The 17,366-nt window shown below is 41.8% G+C and carries 16 protein-coding genes and 1 tRNA gene; 16 read left to right on the top strand and 1 reads right to left on the bottom strand.

Features of this window, described 5'->3' with window-relative positions; genetic code table 11:
• Nucleotides 1–4 precede the first annotated feature (4 nt).
• Genes OCV88_RS03310 through OCV88_RS03300 form a run of 3 tightly spaced genes read left to right on the top strand, consistent with a single transcriptional unit; the run spans nucleotide 5 to nucleotide 4,554 of the window.
• Nucleotides 5–1,564, top strand: coding sequence for a Ppx/GppA phosphatase family protein (locus OCV88_RS03310; protein WP_158424202.1), 1,560 nt, complete (start codon nucleotides 5–7; stop codon nucleotides 1,562–1,564).
• Nucleotides 1,565–1,579: 15 nt separating this feature from the next.
• The gene (locus OCV88_RS03305) at nucleotides 1,580–3,727 is read left to right on the top strand and encodes an RNA degradosome polyphosphate kinase (RefSeq protein WP_158424201.1); all 2,148 of its coding nucleotides are present in this window, start codon (nucleotides 1,580–1,582) and stop codon (nucleotides 3,725–3,727) included.
• 5 nt (nucleotides 3,728–3,732) lie between these two features.
• The gene (locus OCV88_RS03300; protein WP_158424200.1) at nucleotides 3,733–4,554 is read left to right on the top strand and encodes a Cof-type HAD-IIB family hydrolase; all 822 of its coding nucleotides are present in this window, start codon (nucleotides 3,733–3,735) and stop codon (nucleotides 4,552–4,554) included.
• A gap of 232 nt (nucleotides 4,555–4,786) precedes the next feature.
• Here the strand turns inward: OCV88_RS03300 and OCV88_RS03295 are convergent, their stop codons facing one another.
• The gene (locus OCV88_RS03295) at nucleotides 4,787–5,641 is read right to left on the bottom strand and encodes a PHP domain-containing protein (RefSeq protein WP_158424199.1); all 855 of its coding nucleotides are present in this window, start codon (nucleotides 5,639–5,641) and stop codon (nucleotides 4,787–4,789) included.
• 285 nt (nucleotides 5,642–5,926) lie between these two features.
• On the opposite strand from OCV88_RS03295, the gene infC reads away from it, so the two are divergent.
• The 13 genes from infC (at nucleotide 5,927) to truB (ending at nucleotide 17,365) form a co-directional block, all read left to right on the top strand.
• Entirely contained in the window at nucleotides 5,927–6,418 is a 492-nt protein-coding gene (gene infC, locus OCV88_RS03290; protein WP_262590711.1) for a translation initiation factor IF-3, read from the top strand.
• A gap of 27 nt (nucleotides 6,419–6,445) precedes the next feature.
• Nucleotides 6,446–6,643 carry a 50S ribosomal protein L35 gene (gene rpmI, locus OCV88_RS03285; protein ID WP_158424197.1) on the top strand — a complete coding sequence of 66 codons (198 nt, stop codon included), beginning with the start codon at nucleotides 6,446–6,448 and terminating at the stop codon, nucleotides 6,641–6,643.
• 23 nt (nucleotides 6,644–6,666) lie between these two features.
• A complete protein-coding gene (rplT, locus tag OCV88_RS03280) occupies nucleotides 6,667–7,023 on the top strand; it encodes a 50S ribosomal protein L20 (RefSeq protein WP_158424196.1) in 357 nt (118 codons plus the stop codon).
• 318 nt (nucleotides 7,024–7,341) lie between these two features.
• A tRNA-Glu gene (locus OCV88_RS03275) sits at nucleotides 7,342–7,413 on the top strand.
• Between the two features lie 431 nt (nucleotides 7,414–7,844).
• On the top strand, nucleotides 7,845–9,551 hold the full coding sequence (locus tag OCV88_RS03270; protein ID WP_158424195.1) for an AAA family ATPase: 1,707 nt from the start codon (nucleotides 7,845–7,847) through the stop codon (nucleotides 9,549–9,551).
• Between the two features lie 301 nt (nucleotides 9,552–9,852).
• Nucleotides 9,853–10,320, top strand: a complete 468-nt coding sequence (locus OCV88_RS03265; RefSeq protein ID WP_158424194.1) for a ribosome maturation factor RimP — start codon at nucleotides 9,853–9,855, stop codon at nucleotides 10,318–10,320.
• 31 nt (nucleotides 10,321–10,351) lie between these two features.
• Complete coding sequence (gene nusA, locus OCV88_RS03260) at nucleotides 10,352–11,632, top strand: transcription termination factor NusA (RefSeq protein ID WP_158424193.1); 1,281 nt, start codon at nucleotides 10,352–10,354, stop codon at nucleotides 11,630–11,632.
• Nucleotides 11,625–11,897: an RNase P modulator RnpM gene (gene rnpM / locus OCV88_RS03255; RefSeq protein ID WP_158424192.1), complete on the top strand. Its 273-nt coding sequence runs from the start codon at nucleotides 11,625–11,627 to the stop codon at nucleotides 11,895–11,897. Before nusA ends, rnpM begins: the two co-directional genes overlap by 8 nt.
• Nucleotides 11,884–12,204, top strand: coding sequence for a L7Ae/L30e/S12e/Gadd45 family ribosomal protein (locus OCV88_RS03250; protein WP_262590617.1), 321 nt, complete (start codon nucleotides 11,884–11,886; stop codon nucleotides 12,202–12,204). Before rnpM ends, OCV88_RS03250 begins: the two co-directional genes overlap by 14 nt.
• 13 nt (nucleotides 12,205–12,217) lie before the next feature.
• The gene (gene infB / locus OCV88_RS03245; RefSeq protein WP_158424191.1) at nucleotides 12,218–15,073 is read left to right on the top strand and encodes a translation initiation factor IF-2; all 2,856 of its coding nucleotides are present in this window, start codon (nucleotides 12,218–12,220) and stop codon (nucleotides 15,071–15,073) included.
• Nucleotides 15,074–15,088: 15 nt separating this feature from the next.
• Complete coding sequence (rbfA, locus tag OCV88_RS03240) at nucleotides 15,089–15,466, top strand: 30S ribosome-binding factor RbfA (RefSeq protein ID WP_158424190.1); 378 nt, start codon at nucleotides 15,089–15,091, stop codon at nucleotides 15,464–15,466.
• A gap of 23 nt (nucleotides 15,467–15,489) precedes the next feature.
• Nucleotides 15,490–16,455 (top strand): DHH family phosphoesterase, encoded by a 966-nt coding sequence (locus tag OCV88_RS03235; protein WP_158424189.1) that lies wholly within the window; start codon nucleotides 15,490–15,492, stop codon nucleotides 16,453–16,455.
• A complete protein-coding gene (gene truB / locus OCV88_RS03230; protein WP_158424188.1) occupies nucleotides 16,448–17,365 on the top strand; it encodes a tRNA pseudouridine(55) synthase TruB in 918 nt (305 codons plus the stop codon). Before OCV88_RS03235 ends, truB begins: the two co-directional genes overlap by 8 nt.
• Nucleotide 17,366 lies beyond the last annotated feature (1 nt).

The following is a 17,366-nucleotide window of genomic DNA, read 5'->3' as shown; positions in this document are numbered from 1 at the left end:
TATTATGAAAATTACAACCATTGCTTCTATTTATATTGGATCTTATGAGATCTGCCTGAAAATACAGGAGCTTCCTTCGAAAAAGATCATCAGGGATGTAGATACCATCAGATACCGGATTGAGGTAGGGCAGGAAATTTATACCAGAGAGTTTATCGGCTCTGAGAAAGTGGATGAGCTGTGCGAAATATTGAATGAATTTTATCAGATCAGCCAATCCTACCGTTGTGATGAATGTCTAGTTTATGCCAGCAGCGCCTGGAATCAGGCGAAAAATATGATTTTTGTATTAGACCAGATTAAAATCCGGACAGGATTGTCTATTCAGGTTCTTAGCAACTCCGAGCAGAAATATCTCAGTTATAAATCCGTTTCTGTTATGAATGAATTTCCGGAAATTACACGGCAGGGCTGCGCCGTTATTGATGTGGGAGGACGCAGCCTTCAGATCACCATGTTTGAAAAAGGACATATGACGCTTACAAAACAGATTCCCCTTGGAACCCTTCGGGTGCTTCGGATTATGTCACTGCTTCGGCAAAAGACCGGACATCCGGAACGGCAGATACTAGAAATGGCTGAGAAAGAGATGGATGCCTTCCGGGCGCTGTACGGGGGAAGTAAAAAAATCAAACATGTAATTGTGCTGGGGAATTATCTGAAAGATATCTGCATGGAAGAATTAAAAACTCCTGCGGAAGTATCCTTTTCGGAACATACAGAATACCGGACTGTAATGGAAGTAAAGGATTTTGAAACGTATATGAAACAGATCTGCGAAAGTACGATTGAAAGTCTTGCAGAATGTTTTGAATCCTTAAACAGCAACGATCCTGTGTTTTTTCCAAGTATGATGATGTATTATGGCCTTGCCAGGTCTTTCCGGGCTGAGATGGTCTGGATTCCGGGATTTTCATTAAATGATGGAATTGCTTATGATTATGCCCATAGGTCAAAAATCTTAAGTCCCGTCCATGATTATGAGGACGATGTGCTCTCCTGTGCCCGGGAGATCGCCCACAGATATCAGTGCGATGAAAAGCATATGAATGCTATGGAACAGTTTGCTCTGGCGGTTTTTGATGCGGCAAAAAAGACCCATGGTATGGCAAAGCGGGAACGGCTTTTACTTAGGACTGCGGTTTATCTGCATGATATTGGAAAGTACGTCTGCCTGGCAGGACATTCACAGATGTCTTATCATATGATTATGGCATCGGAGATCATAGGCTTGTCCCACCGGGAACGGAAAATTATTGCACTGGCCGTGAAATACCACGGCATTGCGCTGGATCCTTATGAAGAGCTTTTAGAGGACATTTCCAAAGAGGATTATATGCTGGTGGCCAAATTATCTTCGATTCTCCGGCTCACAGATGCACTGGACAGAAGCCATAAGCAGAAAATGCAGGAGTTTAAAATTGTCAGAAAAGACCGTCAGCTTGTGATTACTGTGCGGTCAGAGAATAAATTCTACTGGGAGCAGGAAAAATTTCAGCAGCAGGCAAAACATTTTGAGCAGGTATTTTGTTTGAAGCCTGTCCTGAGAGAAAAACGGATGTAGCAGGGAGGGAGCAGCATGGAAACTACAAGTATATTTGACAGACCGGAATATTTTGAAAACAGGGAACTCAGCTGGTTAAAATTTAATGCCCGGGTTTTAAATGAAGCAAGAGATAAGTCAATTCCGCTTCTGGAACGTCTGAAATTTTTAAGTATTACATCGTCTAACCTGGATGAATTTTTCATGGTTCGTGTGGCTTCCTTAAAGGATATGGTTCATGCGAAATATAAAAAGAAAGATATTGCAGGAATGACGGCAAAAGAGCAGTTAGAGGCCATCAATGCAGATACCAGAAAGCTGGTGGAGCTCCAGTATTCAACCTACAACCGCTCCCTGATTCCAGCGCTGAGAACCCAGGGTATCGTTATTTTAGACAGCTGCGAGGAGCTGACCAAAGAGCAGTCGGAGTATGTGGACCAGTATTTTATGGAAAATGTCTACCCGGTTTTAACTCCTATGGCAGTAGACGCATCCCGGCCGTTTCCTCTGATTCGAAATAAAACCCTTAATATAGCGGCGCTTTTGTCTGACAGAAAGGAAACAGAGGGTGGAAAAATAAAACCGGAATTTGCAACCGTTCAGGTGCCTTCGGTACTGCCGAGGTTTATTCCCATTCCTCCGGGCAATGAACAGGAGCCGAAAACCTTTCTTTTGCTGGAACAGGTGATTGCTAAAAATCTTCATCATCTGTTTCTGGACAAGGATATTCTCTGTGCTTATCCGTACCGGGTTATGCGGAATGCAGACTTTAATATTGATGAGGATGAAGCGGAAGATCTGTTAAAGGAAATCGAAAGTAAGTTAAAACAGCGTCAGTGGGGTGAGGTTATCCGGCTGGAAGTAGATGAAAAAGTTGAAAAAAAGCTGTTGAAGATTTTAAAAGAATCCTTTCAGATTGCCCAGGAAGATATCTATAAAATTCCGGGTCCCATTGATCTGACGTTTTTAATGAAACTGTACGGGCTTGAAGGGTACGAGCATCTGAGGAATGTGCCGTATAAACCTCAGCCGGTTCCTGAAATTCCAAAACATTCAGACATTTTTGAACAGATAAAAAAGGGTGATATTTTACTTCACCATCCATATCAGACCTTTGAGCCGGTGGTTGATTTTATCCGTCAGGCATCGGTGGATCCGGATGTTTTAGCTATTAAACAGACGTTGTACAGGGTAAGCGGAAATTCACCGATTATTGCATCCTTAGCCCAGGCTGCCGAAAACGGTAAACAGGTGACGGTGCTTGTGGAATTGAAAGCCAGATTTGATGAAGAGCATAATATTGTATGGGCGAAGAAGCTTGAGAAAGCCGGCTGTCACGTAATTTATGGATTAGTAGGATTAAAAACACACAGTAAAATAGCGCTGGTGGTAAGGAAAGAAGAAGACGGAATCCGCAGATATGTACATCTTGGAACCGGGAACTACAATGATTCCACTGCAAAATTATATACGGACACCGGGATGTTTACCTGCGCTGAGAGCTATGGGGAAGATGCAACTGCAGTCTTTAATATGCTGTCGGGATATTCAGAACCAAAACACTGGAACCGTCTAGTGGTGGCGCCAATCTGGCTTCGGAAAAAATTTCTGTATCTGATTAAAAGAGAGACAGAACATGCAAAGGCCGGAAAAGAGGCGCATATTATTGCTAAAATGAATTCCCTTTGTGATAAAGAAATTATTGAAGCGCTGTATGAGGCTTCTGCGGCGGGAGTCAGAGTGGAACTGATTATCCGGGGAATCTGCTGTTTAAAAACCGGCATTTTGGGGGTCAGTGAACATATCTGCGTTCACTCTATTGTTGGGAACTTCCTGGAGCACAGCCGTATTTTCTATTTTCAGAATGACGGATTTGAAGAGTACTACATGGGAAGCGCCGACTGGATGCCGCGGAATCTTGACCGGAGGGTGGAAATTATGTTTCCAGTAGAAGATGAGACTTTAAAGGAGAAGGTACGGCATATTCTGGATGTTCAGCTGGCGGATAATGTAAAGGCGCATATTTTGCAGCCGGACGGAACCTATGAGAAAATAGATAAACGCGGAAAGATTCTGGTGGGAAGCCAGATGCAGTTTTGTGAAGAGGCCAAATGTATTGTAAATAAGAAAACAACAGCTCAGCAGGAACGGGTATTTATACCTGCCGAGCCAGTTCAGGGGTGAGGTTATTGAGTAAAAAAATATTGTTTGTTGATTTGGACGGAACATTATTAAAAAGTGATAAAACAATTTCTGAAATAAATAAAAAGGCCATACAGGAAGTACTAGAGGCAGGTCATTATGTTGTGATAGCCACAGGACGGGCCATAGCAAGCGGCCGGGAAATTGCTCAGGAACTTGGAATTGTAAGAACAGGATGCTATCTGATTGCATATAATGGGGGAGCTATTTATGACTGTGCGGCGGACTGTATCCTGCATGAACAGCGTCTTCCCATTGAGTACGCAGAATATCTTGTCTCAGAAGCTCAGAAGTGGGGATTGTATATACAGACCTATTCTGCCACAAAGGTGCTTGCAATGAAAGCTGCCAGGGAACTAGACGTTTATTTGAAGCGTACCCATATGCCCTATCGGATTGAAAAAGATATCTGGTCTATGTTAAATGAAGAACCGCCCAAAATGCTGTTAATCAGTCTGGATGACAGAGAAAAACTGGAACAGTTTCAAAAGGAACATGCCGGCTGGGAAGCAGGGCGCTGCACAAGCTTTTTCTCCAGTGATGAATATCTGGAATATTGTCCCCTGGGAGCTACAAAGGGAGCCGGACTGCTGTATCTTACCAGATTCTTAAATGTTTCACCTTATAATACCATTGCAGTGGGAGACCAGGAAAATGATATTCCCATGCTGAAGAATGCTCAGATTGGCGCGGCTATGGTAAATGCAGAAGAAAAAGTAAAGGAAACTGCCGACTATGTAACAGAGGCAGACAATGATCACGACGGGGTGGCAGAGGTCATTTATAAATTTGTTTTGCAGAAAAGCTGAGGCTGGTGAGATAAGGAAATCTGAATCAAATCTGTACGGAGTATGTGTTTTTCTGATCGTTTTGCGGCTATTTTTGATGAATCAGTATAAAAATCTCCCCATAAAAAGCTGATTGGTGCTTTACGCGGTAAATCTGTCTTTTCTGGGGAGATTCTTTTTGGGCGGCGGCAGGCTCTGGAAATGTGGGGGAACGGCCGGTCTGTGAAAGTAAATGCTTCCAAAAGACCTGGCGTTACTTTTCTTTTTGGTGATATGTTTTGATATTCTCCAAAATCCGGTATGGAATTTTTAAATTTCCTTTTCCGGTGCCAAGCTTAATATAAGGCTTATTGGTTCCGTGGAAATCAGAGCCGCCGGAAATGATCATATGATAATGTTCGGCAAGAGCTTTAAAATCTTTTTCATCAGAACCCTGATTACAGGAATATACGGCTTCAATGCCGTCAAGGCCGGCACCTGCCAGCTCGTCAAGCATGGCGGTCAGTTCCCGGCGGTTCATTTTATAGAGGCATGGATGTGCCAGAAATGCAGTTCCGCCTGCCTGGTGAATCAAAGATACAGCGTCCATAGGAGTAACTTTGGGACGGTCCACATAACATCTGCATCCGTCTCCGATATATTTGTCAAAGACTTCTGAAATAGAAGAAACTTGTTTGGTGTCAGATAAATACCGGGCAATATGGGCGCGGGTAAGTACGCAGTCCGGGAAGGTTTTAAGCAGATCATTGTAAGTAATGGAGAAACCCTCTTCCTGGAGGCGCAGAACCATTTTTTCATTTCGATGATCTCTGAAATCTCTGAACTGCCGGAGCTGATCTGTGAGAGCTTTGTTTTTATAATCAATATAAAGACCCACTACATGAATTTCTTTTCCATGATATTCAGTTGAAAATTCTGTTCCGGGGATCAGTTCTAACTGAAATCTGTCAGCTGCCATAAGGGCCTCCTCAATGCCGTCCACACTGTCGTGATCTGTAAGGGCAATAGCCAAAAGCCCCGTTTTGTGAGCAAGTTTTACAAGTTCTGCAGGTGTACATGTACCGTCAGATGCAGTAGAATGTACATGCAGATCAATAAATTTATCCATAATAACAATGTCCTTTCTGAAGGAAAATTTCCGTTTTTATCATAACGGATAATCAATATTTCGTAAAGAAAAAAGCTGGAAAGAAAAATCGTAAACAGTATTGACGAACATATAAATTTATGTTAGATTAAATGAGTTGTTAGAAACAAAGTAGAGTATCCACTCTCACCTTAGCGCAATTGGGCGACTATGGTTCATATTTCAAATACAATTTGGATTGATTGTGGATAGTCTGCCTATCCACTTTTTTTATTTTGGAGGTGTAAAACCATTAGCGAGTTAAAGATTAATGAACAGATCAGGGATAAGGAAGTACGCTTAATTGGTACAAACGGAGAGCAGCTTGGAATCATGTCTTCTAGAGAAGCTTACAGACTGGCACAGGAAGCAGAGCTGGATTTAGTGAAAATCGCGCCTACTGCAAAGCCGCCGGTTTGCAAAATTATTGATTACGGAAAATACCGTTATGAGCTGGCAAGAAAAGAAAAAGAGGCCAAGAAAAAACAAAAAACCGTAGAGGTGAAAGAAGTAAGATTATCTCCGAATATCGAGACAAATGATCTGAACACCAAAATGAACGCAGCAAGAAAGTTCATTTCCAAAGGAAATAAGGTAAAAGTAACGCTTCGTTTCCGCGGCAGAGAAATGGCCCATGTGCAGAACAGCAGACATATTCTGGATGATTTTGCCAAGGAACTGAGTGATATTTCTACAGTGGAAAAGGCACCAAAACTTGAAGGCCGGAGTATGAGCATGGTTCTGGCTGAAAAACGTTAGAGACTATTTATTAAGGAGGAAACAACAATGCCAAAAATGAAAACAAGCAGAGCAGCTGCAAAACGTTTCAAAAAAACAGGAACAGGTAAATTAAAAAGAAATAAAGCTTATAAAAGTCATATCTTAACTAAGAAAACAACTAAGAGAAAAAGAAATCTTAGAAAAGCTGCAATGACAGATGCTTCTAATGTTAAGAACATGAAGAAAATTTTACCATATCTGTAAGATAGTTAAGGAGGATAGAAATCATGGCAAGAATTAAAGGCGGCTTAAACGCTAGAAAAAAACATAATAGAGTATTAAAATTAGCAAAAGGCTACAGAGGAGCAAGATCCAAACAGTATCGTGTAGCAAAACAGTCTGTCATGAGAGCCTTAACAAGTTCTTATGCAGGAAGAAAACAGAGAAAAAGACAGTTCAGACAGTTATGGATTGCGCGTATTAACGCTGCAGCAAGAATGAACGGTTTATCATACAGCAAATTTATGTATGGTTTAAAACTGGCAGAAGTAGAAATCAACAGAAAAATGCTGGCAGAAATGGCAGTCAACGACGCAGCAGGCTTTACATCCTTAGTAGAAGTAGCCAAAGCAAAACTTGCTTAAGCTACAAGCCATGCATAAAAAAAGAATCCTCTGCTCTGAGAGAAATATTCATATTTCGAAAAGAGCAGAGGATTCTTTTTTTATATACGGCGCCAGCCGTGCATCGAGAAAATCTACGATTTTCGAGATGGGCATGGAGAAAGCCAAAGGAGAAAATCTACGATTTTCGAGATGGGGATGGCGAAAGCCAGTTGAGAAAATCTACGATTTTCGAGATGGGGATGGCGAAAGCCATTTTATGTTTTTTTCAGTTTTTTGAAAAAATTGTAAAAAGTACTTGCTTTTTTAGAAACAATATAATATACTAATTTTCGTTGAGGTTCGTTGGTCAAGAGGTTAAGACGCCGCCCTCTCACGGCGGAATCACGGGTTCGATTCCCGTACGAACTGCTGACTGTTTTTAACAGCCCAACCCGAAGAATGAGGATGCTGCAAAGTCATCAAATCAGATGATTGAGCGGCATCCTCATTCTATTTTTCACTCTATAGGAAATACCGTGTTGTGATAAAGCTGATAAGTATCGATTCCTATAGAGCAAAAAAACGCTCCGCTGTGGATCGCACTGCGGCGGAGCGGAGAATCCTGTCGTGGCAGGATTCTTTTTCACTTTAATAGGAAATACCGTGTTGTGATAAAGCTGATAAGTATCGATTCCTATAGAGCAAAAAAAACGCTCCGCTGATGATCGCACTGCGGCGGAATGGAGTCATGTTGCTTGCGCAACCCGCCGCCGCAGGATTCTTTTTCATAAGAATGGTTCATTGCCCCATTTTTGTGGTATACTCAATTTATACTGGAATTCTGTAACAGAAGGGAGATCATGTTGAATACACCATTGCCAATCGGTTTTGATGATTTTAAAGAAATTATTACAGGTAAATATTATTATGTGGATAAATCATGGTTTATCAAAGAACTTTTAGATCAGAAAGCAAAAGTTAATCTTTTTACCAGACCACGACGTTTTGGCAAGACGCTTAATCTGAGTATGCTCCGGTATTATTTTGAACGGACGGAAAATAAAGAAGATAACCGCAGTCTGTTTGATGGTCTGAAAATTATGCAGGCTGGCAGGCAATATACACAGGAGATGGGACAGTATCCGGTTATTATGCTGACGCTTAAATCTGCAAAACAGGGAACCTATGAATATGCATATACCTGTCTGTGTGAAGCAATTGCCAATGAATATGATCGTCATAAAATGATTATATCTGCCCTTGAATATGCGGATAAAGATAAATTCAACCGGATTCGTAATCAGCAGGGAGGGCCCGGTGATTACCTGACGTCGCTGGCTTTTTTATCCAAATGTCTTTACACTTATTACGAAAAGCCAGCGGTTATTCTCATTGATGAATACGATGTTCCCCTTGAGAATGCTTATTATAACGGTTTTTATGATGAGATGATTTGCTTTATCCGTTCGCTGTTTGAGTCAGCACTGAAAACAAATCCTTATCTGGCTTTTTCGGTTGTAACAGGCTGTTTGAGAATTAGCAAAGAATCTGTTTTTACCGGATTGAATAATCTGGATGTTATTTCTATTTTAAATGAAGATTATGATGAATATTTTGGATTCGTTCAAAAAGAAGTAACTGAGATGCTGTCGTTTTATCACTGTGAAGCAAGTATGCCCACCATGAAAGACTGGTATGATGGTTATCTGTTTGGACAGACAGAAGTTTATAATCCATGGAGTGTCATCAATTATATAAAAAGATTGTTGATTAACCCAAATTCATTTCCAACTGCCGCTTGGAGCAATACCAGCTCCAACAGTATAGTCAAAGATTTAGTCTATCATGCAAGCAGTGAGGTACGTGAACAAATTGAAAAGCTGATGAATGGTGAAACTATTGAGAAACGTATTCATGATGATATCACCTATGAAGATATCCATACTTCGGAAGAAAACCTTTGGAATTTTCTTTATTTTACAGGATATCTAAAAGGCGTATCTGTCCGGATGGATGGTGTCAATCGTTATATTACTATGGCCATTCCAAATAAAGAAGTACTTTATATTTATGACAACACTGTGACGAACTGGTTTAGGGATGAAGTAAAGATCAAAGATCTGTCTGCCATGTATGCGGCTATGCTGAAAGGGGATGTGGCTGTTTTTCAGCAGCTGCTGACTCAGGAGCTGCGTGGGACCATCAGTTATATGGATAATAAAGAAGCCTTCTACCATGGCTTTCTCGTCGGTATTTTGGCAAATCTTAAGGATTATTTGGTTAAATCAAATCGAGAAGGTGGAACAGGACGTTACGATATTTGTATTTATCATCTGGATGAGACCATTCCTCCGGTTGTCATTGAATTAAAAATTGCCAGGACTTTTGCTGACATGGAAAAGAGAGCACAGGAAGCTCTTAACCAGATTGAAGAAAAGCAGTATGATGCCTGGCTGCCTGATGAAGGATATACTGCCTGGATCCGGTATGGCATCGCTTTTTATAAAAAAAAGTGTATGATTAAGATGGAACGGAAAAAAATCCTGTCCTACAGCGATTCTTTTTAAGATTCCCCTTGAATTACTGTACACAAAGTGTTATGATGGTAAACAAGAATATAAGATTATTAAAAAGGAGAGTGGGTGAAAGCCCACTCTTCATTTGTGATATGGGAAATATTTTGGGATTTACTGTATTATGAATGAAGTTCTCCCGGAGGGAACGCAAAGCGGCTGACAGGTGCGATACGTCAGGGGCTTTGTCACAGGTAAAGAATCCTGCTGCCAGAATTTCCTGTATAATAAGATATATTTAGCAGAGCGCGCAGCGCTCCTTTTATTTGTTTGATAGAGAAAGAAGGTGACAGAAATGTCGAAAAGAGAACTATATGAAGCGAAAACAGAAGAACTGATTCTGCCAATTACAGATAAATATCAGTTTGAACTTGTGGATGTGGAATATGTAAAAGAAGGCGGAACCTGGTATCTGCGGGCATATATAGATAAAGAAGGCGGAATTACCGTTGATGACTGTGAACTTGTCAGCAGAGAAGCCAATGAATTGCTGGATGAACAGGAATATATCGAAGATTCCTATATTTTTGAGGTAAGCTCTCCGGGGCTTGGGCGTCCTTTGAAAAAAGAAAAAGATTACATCCGCAGTATGGGGAAGGAGCTGGAAATCAGAACGTACCGGGCTTTTAATAAGCAAAAGGAGTTTTATGGTATTTTAAAAGCTTATGATGATAAAACAGTGACCATTGAGAACCAGGACGGAGAAGAGCAGCTATTTCAGAAAAGTGACATTGCATTAATTCGACTTGCTTTTGATTTTTAGTTAAGTGAATAACAGGAGGAAAAAGGAAAAAATGGCTAGATCAACCAAAAACAGCGATGCGAACGAATTATTAGAAGCGTTAACGATTTTAGAAAAAGAAAAGAATATCAGTAAAGATACATTATTGGAAGCAATCGAAAATTCATTGATTACTGCCTGTAAAAATCATTTTGGAAAATCAGATAATATTAAAGTTACCATAGATCCGGTAACCTGTGAATATCATGTCTATTCAGAAAAAAAAGTAGTAGAGGAAGTGACGGACCCAGTTCTGGAAATCAGTCTGGCAGAAGCTAAAATGAAAGATTCCTCTTTAGAAGCGGGAGATGTTCTCAATATTGAAGTAAAATCAAAAGAATTTGGACGTATTGCCACTCAGAATGCTAAAAATGTAATTCTGCAGAAAATCCGGGAAGAAGAAAGAAAAGTACTTTTCGATCAGTATACCGGAAAAGAAAAAGACGTTGTAACAGGAATTGTTCAAAGATACAGCGGCAAAAATGTGAGTATCAATCTTGGAAAAGTGGATGCGATGCTGAATGAGAATGAAATGATCAAAGGCGAAACATTCAAACCAACGGAGCGCGTAAAAGTTTATATCCTGGAAGTAAAGTCCACATCAAAAGGTCCAAAGATTCTTGTGTCTAGAACACATCCAGAGCTTGTAAAACGTCTGTTTGAATCTGAAGTCACAGAAGTAAGAGAAGGAATCGTGGAAATTAAGTCAATTGCAAGAGAGGCTGGAAGCAGAACAAAAATTGCAGTCTGGTCCAATGATCCGGATGTAGATCCTGTAGGAGCCTGTGTTGGTATGAACGGCGCTCGTGTCAACGCCATTGTGGAAGAGCTAAAGGGTGAAAAAATTGATATTATCAACTGGAATGAAAACCCGGCAATGCTCATTGAGAATGCGTTAAGCCCGGCAAAGGTGATTTCGGTTATTGCAGATGGAGAAGAAAAATCAGCAAAAGTTGTTGTTCCGGATTATCAGCTGTCTCTTGCCATTGGAAAAGAGGGACAGAATGCCCGGCTTGCGGCAAGATTAACCGGTTTTAAAATTGATATCAAGAGTGAATCACAGGCCAGAGAAGCAGGTGATTTCATGGATTATGAGACAGAGTACGAAGATGATTATTTGGAAGATGCTGAGTATTCAGACGAGAACGAATACGATGAGTTTCCAGAAGATGCTGTGTATGAAGCACAGGACGCCGGGGATTACGAAGATCATGGAACTGCTCTAGAGACAGAGGAGTTTGAATATTCAGAAGAACCGGACCTTCAGGAAGAAGGGGAAGAGGACCATGAATAAAAAGATTCCGCTGCGTCTCTGTGTGGGATGCGGTGAGATGAAAACAAAAAAAGAAATGATGCGGGTGATTAAAACCCCAGAGAATGAAGTTTTTTTAGATGCTACCGGCAAAAAAAACGGCCGCGGAGCTTATATCTGTAAAAATGTGGAGTGCCTAAAAAAGGCTTTTGCCAATCGGGGACTGGAAAGATCACTGAAAATGGGCATCCCCAAAGAGATGATGGAAAATCTGTCAAAGGAGATGAAAATATTTGTTGAAAAATAGGTTGTTTTCTAATCTTGGCCTGGCGCAGAAGGCAGGAAAGATTGCCAGTGGTGAATTTGCTGCGGAAAAAGCCGTAAAAAGTTATATGGCTGCTATGGTAATTGTAGCGGAGGACGCTTCTGACAATACCAAGAAAAAAATGACAAATATGACGAATTATTATAAAGTACCTTTGTATTTGTTTGGTACCAAAGAGGAATTGGGACATTGTATCGGAAAAGAATACCGTTCCATGCTGGCCGTTCTGGACACAGGTTTTGCAAAATCATTTGAAAAACAGATTCGAAATATAATGACAACTAAATAAGGGAGGAACAGGCATGGCAAAAATCAGAGTACATGAACTTGCAAAGGAATTAAATATTCAGACAAAAGATATTATTACGTATCTTGGAAATCAGAAAATAGAGGTAACCAGCCATATGAGCACATTAGATGACGGCGCAGTACAGATGGTTCGGAATAAATATACAAAAAAAGCAGATACTTCTTCTGCAGAGGTGAAAAAAGTTTCGGACGATGGAAAAACAGCGGAAAGACCAAAGAAAAAATCCAGTATTTCTGCTGTTTATAATCCACAAAACAGCAAAATGGGGGACAAAAGATCCGGCAGCAATGGCCAGCGTCCACAGGGCGCACGTCCGGCAAGAAGCCAGGGTGACCGTCCAAGGTATCAGTCAGACCGCCAGGGAGGAGCCCAGGGGGACCGCCCAAGATATCAGTCAGACCGTCCGGCAGGAAGCCAGGGGGACCGTCCGAGATATCAGTCAGACCGCCAGGGAGGAGCCCAGGGGGACCGCCCAAGATATCAGTCAGACCGTCCGGCAAGAGCCCAGGGAGACCGCCCGAGATATCAGTCAGACCGTCAGGGAGGAGCCCAGGGAGACCGCCCAAGATACCAGTCAGACCGTCCGGCAAGACCTCAGGGAGACCGCCCAAGGTATCAGTCAGACCGCCAGTCAGATCGTCCAAGGTATCAGTCAGACCGTCCGGCAGGAAGTCAGGGAGACCGCCCAAGATATCAGTCAGATCGTCCGGTAAGACCACGTCAGGAGAATGGTGAGAGATATGCGCGTAATGAAAGGACCGACAAAAACGGTCAAAGAAATTATCAGAATAACCGGGGCGGCTTTAATAACCGCCAAGGTGATCGAAACAGCCGTCAGGACGGTCAGAATTATTCAAGAGAACCGAAAAAACGGTTAGAGCAGGAAATTTTCCGAATGAATAAGGATACAGCAAAACCAGCTGCTGAGGAATTCAGAGGAAAAGATTCCAGAGATACAAACCGGAAAAATACCAAAAAACAGAATTATGATAAAACAGGCGGCAAGAAACAGGAACGCTATGTAAACCTGGAAAAGAAAACAGGACACAAGAAGAGAAATGCGCAGCCACAGCAGCCGGCAGAAAAGAAAGAAGAAGTTAAGACAATTATTCTTCCCGAAATTATGACGGTACGCGAGCTGGCGGATAAAATGAAAATTCAGGCATCTGCAATTGTGAAAAAACTGTTTTTACAGGGAGAAATGTTAACTGTAAATCAGGAAATTAATTATGAGAAAGCAGAAGAAATTGCACTGGAATTTAACTGTATTGCAGAGCCGGAAGAAAAAGTTGATGTTATTGCAGAGCTGCTGAAAGAAGAAGAGGAAGCAGAAGAGACTATGGTGTCAAGAGCTCCGGTAGTCTGCGTTATGGGGCATGTTGACCATGGTAAAACCTCTCTTTTGGATGCCATCAGAAGCACCCGGGTAACAGACCGTGAAGCCGGCGGGATTACACAGCATATTGGTGCATCTGTAGTAACTATAAATAATCAGAATATCACATTCCTGGATACTCCCGGACATGAAGCATTTACAGCTATGCGTATGAGAGGTGCAAGCTCTACCGATATTGCAATCCTGGTAGTGGCGGCAGACGATGGCGTTATGCCGCAGACAGTAGAGGCTATTAACCATGCAAAAGCTGCCGGAATTGAAATCATTGTAGCTATCAATAAAATTGATAAACCAGGCGCAAATATAGAAAAAGTAAAACAGGGATTATCTGAATATGAACTGATTCCGGAGGATTGGGGCGGAAGCACCATCTTTGTTCCGGTATCGGCAAAAACAAGAGACGGTATTGACCAGCTGCTGGAGATGGTTCTTTTAACAGCTGAAATTCTGGAATTAAAGGCAAATCCCAATAGAAATGCAAGAGGTCTTGTTATTGAGGCACAGCTGGATAAGGGCCGGGGCGCAGTAGCAACTGTTCTTGTTCAGAAAGGTACTTTAAAAGTAGGCCAGCCGGTTGCGGCAGGCAGCTGTTATGGTAAGGTGCGTGCTATGCTGGATGATCAGGGACGCAGAGTAAAAGAAGCAGGCCCCTCCATCCCGGTTGAGATTCTTGGATTAAACAGCGTTCCAAATGCCGGAGAGGTATTTGTGGCATGTGATTCTGAAAAAGATGCAAGAAGTTTTGCAGAAACATTTGTATCCCAGGATAAAGAACGTCTTCTGGAGGAGACCAGACACCGGATGTCTCTGGATGATCTGTTTTCTAAAATTCAGGCAGGCAGCTTAAAAGAGCTGAATCTGATTGTAAAAGCAGATGTACAGGGCTCTGTGGAGGCTGTAAAACAAAGCCTTACAAAGCTGTCCAATGAAGAGGTTGTTGTAAAAGTAATCCACGGCGGAGTAGGTGCTATCAACGAATCTGATGTCACTTTAGCATCTGCATCAGATGCGATTATTATCGGATTTAACGTAAAACCGGATGTGACAGCAAAGTCAATCGCAGAGCAGGAAGGCATTGATATGCGTCTGTATTCTGTGATTTACAACGCCATTGAAGATATCGAAGCAGCCATGAAAGGAATGCTGGATCCGATCTTTGAAGAAAAAGTTCTGGGCCATGCAGAAATCCGTCAGTTATTTAAAGCTTCCGGCGTAGGCACCATCGCAGGCTCCTATATTCTGGATGGCAGCTTTGAGAGAGGATGTAAAGTCCGCATTTCCAGAGAAGGAAATCAGATCTTTGAGGGAAATCTTGCATCCTTAAAACGATTCAAAGATGATGTAAAAGAAGTAAAAGCCGGTTATGAATGTGGTCTTGTATTTGAAGGATTTAATGACTTCCAGGAGCTTGATATTGTGGAAGCATATAAAATGGTAGAAGTACCTCGCTAGAAAAGAGGCAGTAAAATGAGAAAAAACAGTATCAAAAATACCCGGATGAATGAGGAGGTTCTTCGTGAACTCTCCGGAATTATCCGGAATGAAATAAAGGATCCGCGGATTCATCCCATGACAACCATTTCATCGGTGGAAGTGGCTCCGGATTTAAAGACATGTAAAGCATTTATCAGTGTGCTTGGAGATGAGCAGGAACAGAAAAATACACTGGAAGGCTTAAAAAGCGCTGCGGGATATGTGCGCAGATGTCTTGCCAAAGGTCTGAATCTGCGCAATACACCGGAAATCCGGTTTATTTTGGACCAGTCTATTGAGTATGGGATTGAAATGTCAAAAAAGATTGACGCACTGACCTATCACTGTACGGAAGATGATACGAAAGCGTAAAGGCAGTATTCTGGGAGTGAACAATGAACTCATTAAAAGAAATTTTAAAAGGTGTAAAAACAGCAGCCATCTCCGGACATGTGCGTCCGGACGGTGACTGTACAGGTTCCTGTCTCGCCACATACAATTATATCAAGGAAAATTATCCTGATATTTCAGTGGACCTTTATCTGGAACCTGTTCCCAATATATTTAAGTTTTTAAAAAACTCAGGCGATATTATATCTGACTGCAGCCAGGATAAAGTCTATGATATTTTCTTTGCTCAGGACTGCAGCGATTCAGAACGTCTAGGAGAGGCGGGAAAGTATTTTTGTGCAGCAAAAAAGACCGTCTGCATAGATCATCATAAAAGCAATCTGGAATTTGCTGATGTGAATTATATTTTTCCGGATGCAAGTTCCACCAGTGAGCTTGTTTATAATCTGATGGAAGAAAGCAAAATATCCAAAGCTGTGGCAGAATGTATTTATCTTGGTATTATTCATGATACAGGGGTATTTCAATACTCTTGTACATCATCTAAAACCATGCAGATTGCCGGAAAGCTCATGGACAAAGGAATTGATTATCCTGCGATTGTAAATGATACATTTTTTACCAAAACTTATGAACAGATTCGGATTTTTGGCCAGGCAATGTTAAAAAGCCAAAGATATCTCAATGATACATGCATTTATACTGTGATCACAAAAGATGAAATGGAGCAATTTGGCGTCTTGCCAAAGCATCTAGAGGGGATTGTAAGTCAGCTGCGGTCAGTAAAAGGCATAGAGGCAGCCATTTTTCTCTATCAGAATGAAAAAGACAATTATAAAGTCAGCTTAAGATCCGGGAATCTTGTGGATGTATCGGAGGTTGCCCAGAAATTTGGCGGAGGCGGCCATGCCAAAGCTGCCGGCATAACGATGCATGGAGAGGCCGGACAGATCAGAGAACTTTTACTAAAAGAAATTCAGCTGCAGCTGGAGAACAGAATACATGTATAATGGAATAATTGTAGTAAATAAAGAAACAGGATTTACCTCGTTTGATGTGGTGGCTAAAATGAGAGGAATCTTTAGGCAGAAAAAAATCGGCCATACAGGAACACTGGATCCGGATGCCACAGGCGTCCTTCCTGTCTGCCTTGGGAATGCCACGAAAGTCTGCGATATGCTTATGGACAGTGATAAAGAGTATCGTGCGGTACTGCTTCTTGGAACGGAAACAGATACGCAGGATATTTCCGGAACAGTAACTGCCCGGCATGAAGTAACCGTTTCTCCCAAAAGAGTAGAAGAAGTCATTACTTCTTTTGTTGGGGCCGGGATGCAGATTCCGCCAATGTACTCTGCCCTGAAAGTAAACGGACAGAAATTATGTGATCTGGCAAGAGCCGGAAAGACGGTGGAACGAAAGGCCCGCCCAATTCACATTTATGAAATTGAGATTTTGAACCTGGAGCTTCCAAGGGTTGAGTTTCGGGTATTGTGTTCCAAAGGTACTTATATCCGCACGCTGTGTCATGATATTGGCAGGATGCTTGGCTGCGGAGGCTGTATGGAATCTTTGATTCGGACAAAGGCGGCCGGATTTATGTTGAAAGATGCCGTTTTACTGGAAGAACTTCAGGCAGCAAAAGCAGCCGGTACATTGTCTGACTATATAAAAAGTACAGACAGTGTATTCCGTGCACTTCCAGCTGCCAGAACCCATGCGGCTTTTGATGTTGTCCTAAAAAACGGAAATCCACTGGAAGAAAAAGATTTAAACTGGCTGGAGCAGAATGCAGAAATATCCTCCTTTCAGGATCAGGATTCTGTTCGGATATATGATTCATCAGGAAAATTTCAGGCAGTTTACCGGTATGATGTGGCCCGAAACAGCTTTCGGCCGCTGAAAATGTTTTTGGAGTAAT

This window comes from Brotonthovivens ammoniilytica (assembly GCF_025566885.1).
In the GTDB taxonomy this organism is placed as follows: domain Bacteria; phylum Bacillota; class Clostridia; order Lachnospirales; family Lachnospiraceae; genus Brotonthovivens; species Brotonthovivens ammoniilytica.
Note: the sequence above shows the minus strand (reverse complement) of the source record. Positions and strands in the feature narration are given on the sequence as shown.

What these genes read in the sequence shown, in the direction of transcription:
- rpmI (WP_158424197.1), top strand. Translation starts at nt 6,446, where the DNA reads ATGCCAAAAATGAAAACAAGCAGAGCAGCTGCAAAACGTTTCAAAAAA.
- OCV88_RS03305 (WP_158424201.1), top strand. Translation starts at nt 1,580, where the DNA reads ATGGAAACTACAAGTATATTTGACAGACCGGAATATTTTGAAAACAGG.
- OCV88_RS03295 (WP_158424199.1), bottom strand. Translation starts at nt 5,641, where the DNA reads ATGGATAAATTTATTGATCTGCATGTACATTCTACTGCATCTGACGGT.
- rnpM (WP_158424192.1), top strand. Translation starts at nt 11,625, where the DNA reads ATGAATAAAAAGATTCCGCTGCGTCTCTGTGTGGGATGCGGTGAGATG.
- truB (WP_158424188.1), top strand. Translation starts at nt 16,448, where the DNA reads ATGTATAATGGAATAATTGTAGTAAATAAAGAAACAGGATTTACCTCG.
- OCV88_RS03270 (WP_158424195.1), top strand. Translation starts at nt 7,845, where the DNA reads ATGTTGAATACACCATTGCCAATCGGTTTTGATGATTTTAAAGAAATT.
- infB (WP_158424191.1), top strand. Translation starts at nt 12,218, where the DNA reads ATGGCAAAAATCAGAGTACATGAACTTGCAAAGGAATTAAATATTCAG.
- OCV88_RS03235 (WP_158424189.1), top strand. Translation starts at nt 15,490, where the DNA reads ATGAACTCATTAAAAGAAATTTTAAAAGGTGTAAAAACAGCAGCCATC.
- nusA (WP_158424193.1), top strand. Translation starts at nt 10,352, where the DNA reads ATGGCTAGATCAACCAAAAACAGCGATGCGAACGAATTATTAGAAGCG.
- rplT (WP_158424196.1), top strand. Translation starts at nt 6,667, where the DNA reads ATGGCAAGAATTAAAGGCGGCTTAAACGCTAGAAAAAAACATAATAGA.
- OCV88_RS03310 (WP_158424202.1), top strand. Translation starts at nt 5, where the DNA reads ATGAAAATTACAACCATTGCTTCTATTTATATTGGATCTTATGAGATC.
- OCV88_RS03265 (WP_158424194.1), top strand. Translation starts at nt 9,853, where the DNA reads ATGTCGAAAAGAGAACTATATGAAGCGAAAACAGAAGAACTGATTCTG.
- rbfA (WP_158424190.1), top strand. Translation starts at nt 15,089, where the DNA reads ATGAGAAAAAACAGTATCAAAAATACCCGGATGAATGAGGAGGTTCTT.